The following is an 8,929-nucleotide window of genomic DNA, read 5'->3' on the forward strand; positions in this document are numbered from 1 at the left end:
GAGCGCGCCCACCTGGAGGTGGCGCCCGGGTCGGTGCGGCTGGACACCACGTAGTAGTCCATCTGCGCCCGCTCGGGGGTGATGTCCAGCACGCCGTAGCCGTGGCGGTCGGTGTCGACCCAGTGGACGTGCCGGTTGGCGGCCCTGATCAGCGGGGAGGCGACCGCGGAGACGGTGCCCTCGGGGACCCTGACGATGTCGTCGAGGTTGTCCGAGGTGACCGAGGTCACGACGAACTCGGCGGCCGCCGAGCCGGAGGCCGGGTAGGTGCCCGCGTTCACCGGCACGTCGTTGGCCCACGCCATGTGGATGTCGCCGGTGAGGAAGACCGTGTTGCGGATCGCGTTCGTCCGCAGGTGGGTGAGGAGTTCCCGGCGGTCGTCGGTGTAGCCGTCCCACTGGTCGGTGTTGAGGGCGAGGCCCTCCCGCGGCAGGCCGAGCAGCTCGGCGACCGGCTTCAGCAGGTGCGCCGGGAGCGAGCCGATCGCGAGCGGCGAGATCATCACCGAGGTGCCGACCAGCCGCCAGGCGGTGTCGGACGCCGACAGTCCCGACTTGAGCCAGTCGAGCTGGGCGCGGCCGGTGAGCGTGCGGTCCGGGTCGTCCACCGCGCCGTCGCCGGTGGAGACCTGCTGGGAGCGGAAGGAGCGCAGGTCCAGCAGGGAGAGGTCGGCGAGCCTGCCGAAGCGCAGCCGCCGGTAGGTGGTGCCGGCGATCGCGGGACGCACCGGCATCCACTCGAAGTAGGCGCGCTTGGCGGCGGCCTGGCGGGCGGCCCAGGTGCCCTCCGCGCCCTCGGTGTGGTTCCCGGCGCCGCCGGACCAGGTGTCGTTGGCGATCTCGTGGTCGTCCCAGATCGCGACGACCGGCGCCTTGGCGTGCAGGGCCTGGAGGTCGGGGTCGGTCTTGTACGTCGCGTGCCTCAGGCGGTAGTCGGCCAGGGTGACGGTCTCGTGGGCGGGCGCGTGCGCGCGGACGGTCCGGCCGCGCGTGCCGTACTCGCCGGAGCCGTACTCGTAGACGTAGTCGCCGAGGTGCAGCCAGGCGTCGAGGTCGCCGCGGGCCGCGAGGTGGCGGTACGACGAGAAGTGGCCGGCCTCCCAGTTGGAGCAGGAGACCACGCCGAAGCGCAGACCGGTCACGGCGGCGTCGGCGGCCGGGGCGGTGCGGGTGCGGCCGACGGGGGAGTCGGTGCCGCCGGCGGAGAAGCGGAACCAGTAGTCGGTGGCCGGCGCGAGGCCGCGGACGTCGGCCTTGACGGTGTGGTCGGTGGCCGCGGTGACCCGGATCGACCCCTTCGCGACGACGCTGGTGAACGCCTTGTCGCGAGCGACGGTCCAGCCGACCTCGGTGTCGGGACCGAGCCCCGAGCCCGGTGTCGCCTCCGGCGCCGGCGTCACGCGCGTCCACAGCAGGACGCCGTCCGGCAGCGGGTCGCCGGAGGCCACCCCGTGCAGGAAGACGGGGGTCGCGGTGGCGGCGGCACGGGCGGGCGGCGCGGCGGTGAGCGGTGCGGCGAGGACCGCGGTCGCGGCGGCCGCCTTGACGACCGAACGGCGGCGGGGGGCCAAGACGGTGGCGTCCGCGGTGGCGGAGACGCGGCTCTCGGGTGATCTGTGTCGAGTGGTCACAACCGCTCAGCGTAGTGACAAGTACATGCCAGAGCGGGCGAACTCACCGAAGTTCGCCCGCTCTTCAGCGTGCCGTCGGCCGGCCGTGACCGGATCCCGGCCGCGCGCCCCCGGATCCGGGGGCCGGACGGGGTTCCCGGATCAGGACTTGAGGGCCTTCTCGACCGCGGCCGTGAACTCGGGGGCCGTCATCGGCGCGTTCTGCCCGTCCGACCCGGTGAGCTTCTCGCCGTCCATCTTCAGCGTGGGGGTGCCCTGGACGTCGCTGCCGTCGAACTTCTCGGCCATCTCCAGAGCCCACCTGTCGTAGGTGCCGTTCTCCACGGCCGTCTGGAACTTCTTGTTGCCCTTCAGTTCCTCGACGGAGTCCGCCACCTTGATCAGGTAGGAGTCGTCCTTGAACTTGTCCTGGCTCTCCTCGGGGTGGAACTCGGCCGAGTAGAGCGCGGACTTGTAGGCGAGGAACGCCTCCGGGCCGACGTCCAGCGCGGCACCCAGGGCGCTCAGGGCGTTCTTGGAGCCCTCGCCGGTCAGGTTGCGGTCGAGGAACGCGGCGCCGATGAACTGGACCTTGTACTTGCCGTCCGCGACGTCCTTCTCGATCGTCTCGCCGACGCCCTGCTCGAACGTGGCGCAGATCGGGCAGCGCGGGTCCTCGTACAGCTCCAGGGTCTTCTTCGCACCGGCCTTGCCGATGACGACGGTGGTGCCGTTCTCGCCGCTGGAGTTGGCCGGCTTGACGAGCTTCGCGTCCGCCGCGGCCTCCCACGCGCCGGGCTTGTTGGCCTGCATGATCGTGTAACCGATGCCGGCGGCTATCGCGAGGACGCCGACGATCGAACCGGCGACGATCAGCTGGCGCTTGACCTTGGCCTTCTTGGCCTCGCGCTCGCGCTCGACGCGCAGGCGCTCACGGGCCGCCGTCTTCGCCGCCTGGCTGTTCCGCTTGCTCATGGTGATGCTCTCCACTGGGGACGCGCACGGGGTGTGTGCGGGATGTGTAGGGGGGACTGCGGGTGCTCGGACACGGTGCCGGCGCCTGAGGGGCCGAGCCGGCTCAGGCGAGGGCGGTGGAGCACGGCGGTCCACGCCGTCCCAGGAAGTGCACGAGGATCCGGTCCACGGCCGTGGTGGTCCGGTGGTCCGGGCGGGCCGGCCGGCGGACCTTCGGGGCGCGGCGCACGGTCACCGCGGCGACCGCCAGCAGCAGCGGCCGGAACGTGGTCGCCGTCGCCGCGCCCAGCAGCCGGGCCAGGGCCCGCTCGCCGCGGTGCAGCCAGGCGGCGGCGCCCAGGCCGATGCCGACGTGCGCGCCGAGCAGCAGCCACGAGGTGGCCGGGCCGGCCTGGGCGAGCAGCCCGGCGAACCGGTCGCCGCCGTGGACCGCGGGGCCGGCCACCCGGGTCAGCGAGGCGCCCACGCCGTCGCCCTGGCCGCACAGCACGTCGAAGCCGACCGAGCGCAGCGGGCCCGTGACCGGTCCGCCCATCCGGCCGTAGCAGACGTGCTGGCCGGTGGTGAAGACGGTGTCGGCGGCCAGCTCCAGCGGGATCAGCAGGGCGGCGATCCGCCCGAAGGAGCGCTGCCGGCCCGCGAGGGCGTACGCCAGGGCGAACACGGCGGCGGCGATCACCGCCACCGTGCTCAGCGGCAGCGGAGCCCCGGACAGCAGCACGTGCGACGCGGTGCTGAGGGTCACGACCACGGTCGTGAACAGCGCCGCGCGCACGGCTCTGAACGGGGCTCCGGATATGTCCATGGTGGGGCCGAGTCTGTCATGCGCTCCGGTAAGGGATCCCTAAAGGGCTCCGGTCGTCGGGAAAACCCTCGACGGGACCCTCCCGCCGGCGCCCCTGGGCGCCGGGGAGGTCACAGGCCCGGGATCCTGCCGTTGCGGAACAGGTCCAGGAAGATCTGGTGGTCGCCGCGCGCCCGGGCGCCGTACCTGTGCGCGAAGTCGACCAGCAGGGGCTCCAGCCCCTCCTCGTCGGCCGCGATCGCCGCGTCGATGGCGCGCTCGGTGGAGAAGGGCACCAGGGACTCGCCGGACGTGTCGTCCGCCGCCGCGTGCATCGTGGCGGTGGCCCGGCCCAGGTCGGCGACGACCTGGGCCATCTCCTCCGGCTCGTCGATGTCGCCCCAGTCCAGGTCCACCGCGTACGGCGAGACCTCCGCGACCAGCTGCCCCGCGCCGTCCAGCTCGGTCCAGCCCAGCCACGGGTCGGCGTGGGCCTGCAGGGCGCGCTGGGAGATCACCGTGCGGTGGCCCTCGTGCCGGAAGTAGTCCCGGATCGCCCGGTCGGTGACGTGCCGGGAGACGGCCGGGGTCTGGCCCTGCTTGACGTAGATCACGACGTCGTTCTCCAGGGCGTCGCTGTGCCCCTCCAGCAGGATGTTGTACGACGGCAGCCCGGCCGAGCCGATGCCCACGCCCCGGCGGCCCACGACGTCCTTCACCCGGTAGGAGTCCGGACGGGCCAGCGAGGAGTCCGGCAGCGTCTCCAGGTAGCCGTCGAAGGCGGCGAGGACCTTGTAGCGGGTGGCGGCGTCGAGCTCGACCGCCCCGCCGCCGGAGGCGAAGCGGCGCTCGAAGTCACGGATGACGGTCATCGAGTCCAGCAGTCCGAACCGGGTCAGCGAGCGGGCGTCGCGCAGCGCGTCGAGCAGCGGGCCCTGCGCGGTGTCCAGCGTGAACGGCGGCACCTCGTCGTTCTTCGCGCCGGTCGCCAGGGCGCGGATCCGCTCCCGGTAGGCGGCCGTGTAGATCCGCACCAGTCCGGTGATCTGCTCGTCGCCGAGCGCCTTCGCGTAGCCGATCAGCGCCATGGAGGCGGCGAAGCGCTTGAGGTCCCAGGTGAAGGGACCGACGTAGGCCTCGTCGAAGTCGTTGACGTTGAAGACCAGCCGGCCGTTGGAGTCCATGTACGTGCCGAAGTTCTCCGCGTGCAGATCGCCGTGGATCCACACCCGCGACGTCCGGTCGTCCAGGTACGGCCCGCTGTACGTCCTCCCGCCGCCCCGCCCGGCGTGCTCGGCGTCCAGGTCGTGGTAGAAGAGACACGCCGTGCCCCGGTAGAACGCGAACGCCGAGGCCGCCATCTTCCGGAACTTCACCCGGAAGGCGGCGGGGTCGGCGGCCAGGAGTTCACCGAAGGCGGTGTCGAGAACGGCGAGTATCTCCTCGCCGCGGTGCTCGTCGTCGAGCTGCGGGACCGGCATCGCTGAGTGCCTCCTGGTACGGGATATTTTGGGACGGCGGATCCGTCCCCCGCTCCAACGTGCGGCGCGTCACGGGAGTGCCCGTGCCGCCCGCCCGAAGGTACGTGCCGCGGGCCCGCGCGTGTCAGCGCCGGGGCATAGACTTCGACGCTGACCACCGGACCGCCCGCCGGCCCGTGACCGGTGGTCCGCCCGTCCCCGTCCGCCACCCCCGACCAGGCGCTCCGCGCCGCAGCCACCCTCTCCGTCCGATCCCCGCCACTGGAGGCCGAACCGTGTCGAAGACGCCGTTCACGCACCTGCACGTCCACACCCAGTACTCCCTGCTGGACGGTGCCGCGCGGCTGAAGGACATGTTCGACGCCTGCAACGAGATGGGCATGAGCCACATCGCCATGTCCGACCACGGCAACCTGCACGGCGCGTACGACTTCTTCCACAGCGCGCAGAAGGCCGGAGTCACCCCGATCATCGGGATCGAGGCCTACGTCGCCCCCGAGTCGCGGCGCACCAAGCGCAAGATCCAGTGGGGCCAGCCGCACCAGAAGCGGGACGACGTCTCCGGTTCGGGCGGTTACACCCACAAGACGATCTGGGCGGTCGACAAGACGGGCCTGCACAACCTCTTCCGGCTCTCCTCCGACGCGTACGCGGAGGGCTGGCTGCAGAAGTGGCCCCGGATGGACAAGGAGACCATCTCCCAGTGGTCCACCGGGCTGGTCGCCTCCACCGGCTGCCCCTCCGGCGAGGTCCAGACCCGGCTGCGCCTCGGCCACTTCGACGAGGCGCTCAAGGCGGCCGCCGACTACCAGGACATCTTCGGCAAGGACCGGTACTTCCTGGAGCTGATGGACCACGGCATCGACATCGAGCACCGGGTCCGCGAGGACCTGCTGAGGATCGGCAAGAAGCTCGGCATCCCGCCCCTGGTCACCAACGACTCGCACTACACGTACGCGCACGAGGCGACCGCCCACGACGCGCTGCTGTGCATCCAGACCGGCAAGAACCTCTCCGACCCCGACCGCTTCCGGTTCGACGGCACCGGCTACTACCTCAAGTCCACCGACGAGATGTACGCCATCGACTCCTCCGACGCCTGGCAGGAGGGCTGCGCCAACACCCGGCTGATCGCCGACATGGTCGACACCACGGGCATGTTCGAGAAGCGCGACCTCATGCCCAGGTTCGACATCCCCGAGGGCTACACCGAGGTCAGCTGGTTCCGCGAGGAGACCATGCGGGGCATGCACCGCCGCTTCCCGGACGGCATCCCGGACGACCGCATGAAGCAGGTCGAGTACGAGATGGACACCATCATCTCGATGGGCTTCCCCGGCTACTTCCTCGTGGTCGCCGACTTCATCATGTGGGCCAAGAAGCAGGGCATCGCGGTCGGCCCCGGCCGGGGCTCCGCGGCCGGTTCGATCGTCGCCTACGCCATGGGCATCACCGACCTCGACCCGATCCCGCACGGCCTGATCTTCGAGCGGTTCCTCAACCCCGAGCGCGTCTCCATGCCCGACGTCGACATCGACTTCGACGAGCGCCGGCGCGTCGAGGTGATCCGGTACGTCACCGAGAAGTACGGCGCCGACAAGGTCGCCATGATCGGCACCTACGGCAAGATCAAGGCGAAGAACGCCATCAAGGACTCCGCGCGCGTCCTGGGCTACCCCTACGCCATGGGCGACCGGCTCACCAAGGCCATGCCCGCCGACGTCCTCGGCAAGGGCATCGACCTCGACGGCATCACCAACCCCTCGCACCCGCGCTACAACGAGGCCGGCGAGATCCGCGCGATGTACGAGAACGAGCCGGACGTGAAGAAGGTCATCGACACCGCCAAGGGCGTCGAGGGCCTCGTGCGGCAGATGGGCGTGCACGCCGCCGGCGTGATCATGTCCAGCGAACCCATCGTCGACCACGCCCCGCTCTGGACCCGGCACACCGACGGCGTGACCATCACGCAGTGGGACTACCCCCAGTGCGAGTCGCTGGGCCTGCTGAAGATGGACTTCCTGGGCCTGCGCAACCTCACGATCATGGACGACGCCATCAAGATGGTGAAGGCCAACAAGGGCGTCGACCTGGAGATGCTCTCCCTCCCGCTGGACGACCCCAAGACCTTCGAACTGCTCTGCCGCGGTGACACCCTCGGCGTCTTCCAGTTCGACGGCGGTCCGATGCGCTCGCTGCTCCGCCAGATGCAGCCCGACAACTTCGAGGACATCTCCGCCGTCTCGGCCCTCTACCGGCCGGGCCCGATGGGCATGAACTCGCACATCAACTACGCGGAGCGCAAGAACGGCCGCCAGGAGATCACCCCGATCCACAAGGAACTGGAGGAGCCGCTCCGGGAGGTGCTGTCGGTCACCTACGGCCTGATCGTCTACCAGGAGCAGGTGCAGAAGGCCGCCCAGATCATCGCGGGCTACTCGCTCGGCGAGGCCGACATCCTCCGCCGCGTGATGGGCAAGAAGAAGCCCGACGAACTGGCGAAGAACTTCGTCCTCTTCCAGGCCGGCGCCCGCAAGAACGGCTACAGCGACGAGGCGATCCAGGCGCTGTGGGACGTGCTGGTCCCGTTCGCCGGCTACGCGTTCAACAAGGCCCACTCCGCCGCGTACGGACTCGTGTCGTACTGGACCGGGTACCTCAAGGCGAACTACCCGGCCGAGTACATGGCCGCGCTGCTCACCTCGGTCAAGGACGACAAGGACAAGTCGGCCGTCTACCTCAACGAGTGCCGCCGCATGGGCATCAAGGTGCTCCCGCCGAACGTCAACGAGTCCGAGTCGAACTTCGCCGCGCAGGGCGACGACGTGATCCTCTTCGGCCTGTCCGCGGTCCGCAACGTCGGCACCAACGTCGTCGAGTCGATCATCAGGAGCCGCAAGGCCAAGGGGAAGTACGCCTCCTTCCCGGACTACCTCGACAAGGTCGAGGCGGTCGTCTGCAACAAGCGGACCACCGAGTCGCTGATCAAGGCGGGCGCCTTCGACTCCCTGGGGCACACCCGCAAGGGCCTCACCGCCCAGTACGAGCCGATGATCGACAACGTGGTCGCGGTCAAGCGCAAGGAGGCCGAGGGACAGTTCGACCTCTTCGGCGGGATGGGCGAGGAGGAGACCAGCGAGCCCGGCTTCGGCCTCGACGTCACCTTCACCGACGACGAGTGGGACAAGACCTACCTGCTCGCGCAGGAGCGGGAGATGCTCGGACTGTACGTCTCCGACCACCCGCTGTTCGGCCTGGAGCACGTCCTGTCCGACAAGGCCGACGCGGGCATCTCCCAGCTCACCGGCGGCGACTTCGGCGACGGCGCGGTGGTCACCATCGGCGGCATCATCTCCGGCCTCCAGCGCAAGATGACCAAGCAGGGCAACGCCTGGGCGATCGCCACCGTGGAGGACCTCGCGGGCTCCCTGGAGTGCATGTTCTTCCCGGCGACGTACCAGCTCGTCTCGACCCAGCTCGTCGAGGACGCCGTGGTGTTCGTCAAGGGCCGGCTCGACAAGCGCGAGGACGTGCCGCGGCTGGTCGCCATGGAGCTGCAGGTGCCCGACCTGTCCAACGCGGGCACCAACGCGCCCGTCGTGCTCACCATCCCGGCGACCAGGGTCACCCCGCCGATGGTCAGCCGGCTCGGCGAGATCCTCGGCCACCACAAGGGCGACAGCGAGGTCCGCATCAGGCTCCAGGGGCCCACGAAGACGACGGTGCTGCGCCTGGACCGGCACCGGGTGAAGCCGGACCCCGCCCTGTTCGGCGACCTCAAGGTCCTCCTCGGCCCGTCCTGCCTGGCGGGCTAGCCGGAGGATCCGGGGCGGCCGGCGGACGCGGGCCGACGACGGGCCCGGGGCCGGAGGGACGACGGCCGAGAGGGGTGCGCCCGGTGACGGGGGCACCCCTCTGCGCGTGCCGTGCGCGGGGCCCGAGGGCCCGCCGCGCGGGCGTCAGTTGTGGCCGAAACGCTTCTCCCTGCCCTTGCGGGCGACGTCTCCGGGAGTGATCTGCGGGCCGTGCTGCTCGGACCGCGCCTCCGCGGAGGGGTGCTGCGCCGGCTGCGGGGCGCG

Annotated in this window: 5 protein-coding genes; 1 reads left to right on the forward strand and 4 read right to left on the reverse strand. The window is 70.7% G+C overall.

Annotated elements, in window-relative coordinates; all coding sequences use genetic code 11:
• The 4 genes from AOK18_RS26015 to AOK18_RS26030 form a co-directional block, all read right to left on the reverse strand.
• On the reverse strand, nt 1-1,631 hold a 1,631-nt coding region (locus AOK18_RS26015), incomplete at its 3' end, for an alkaline phosphatase D family protein (RefSeq protein ID WP_055695927.1).
• 141 nt (nt 1,632-1,772) lie between these two features.
• Entirely contained in the window at nt 1,773-2,585 is an 813-nt protein-coding gene (locus AOK18_RS26020; RefSeq protein WP_055570794.1) for a thioredoxin domain-containing protein, read from the reverse strand.
• 103 nt (nt 2,586-2,688) lie between these two features.
• Nucleotides 2,689-3,390, reverse strand: a complete 702-nt coding sequence (locus AOK18_RS26025) for a hypothetical protein (RefSeq protein ID WP_055695925.1) — start codon at nt 3,388-3,390, stop codon at nt 2,689-2,691.
• A 110-nt stretch (nt 3,391-3,500) separates the two neighbouring features.
• Nucleotides 3,501-4,850, reverse strand: a complete 1,350-nt coding sequence (locus AOK18_RS26030; protein ID WP_055695926.1) for a DUF2252 domain-containing protein — start codon at nt 4,848-4,850, stop codon at nt 3,501-3,503.
• Nucleotides 4,851-5,125: 275 nt separating this feature from the next.
• Between AOK18_RS26030 and dnaE the strand changes: the two genes are divergently transcribed.
• Nucleotides 5,126-8,665: a DNA polymerase III subunit alpha gene (gene dnaE, locus AOK18_RS26035; RefSeq protein ID WP_055570797.1), complete on the forward strand. Its 3,540-nt coding sequence runs from the start codon at nt 5,126-5,128 to the stop codon at nt 8,663-8,665.
• The last annotated feature ends 264 nt before the right edge of the window (nt 8,666-8,929 follow it).

Origin of the sequence: Streptomyces prasinopilosus, from assembly GCF_001419695.1 — a bacterium.
Taxonomy (GTDB): Bacteria; Actinomycetota; Actinomycetes; order Streptomycetales; family Streptomycetaceae; genus Streptomyces; species Streptomyces prasinopilosus.

What these genes read in the sequence shown, in the direction of transcription:
- AOK18_RS26020 (WP_055570794.1), bottom strand. Translation starts at nt 2,585, where the DNA reads ATGAGCAAGCGGAACAGCCAGGCGGCGAAGACGGCGGCCCGTGAGCGC.
- AOK18_RS26025 (WP_055695925.1), bottom strand. Translation starts at nt 3,390, where the DNA reads ATGGACATATCCGGAGCCCCGTTCAGAGCCGTGCGCGCGGCGCTGTTC.
- AOK18_RS26030 (WP_055695926.1), bottom strand. Translation starts at nt 4,850, where the DNA reads ATGCCGGTCCCGCAGCTCGACGACGAGCACCGCGGCGAGGAGATACTC.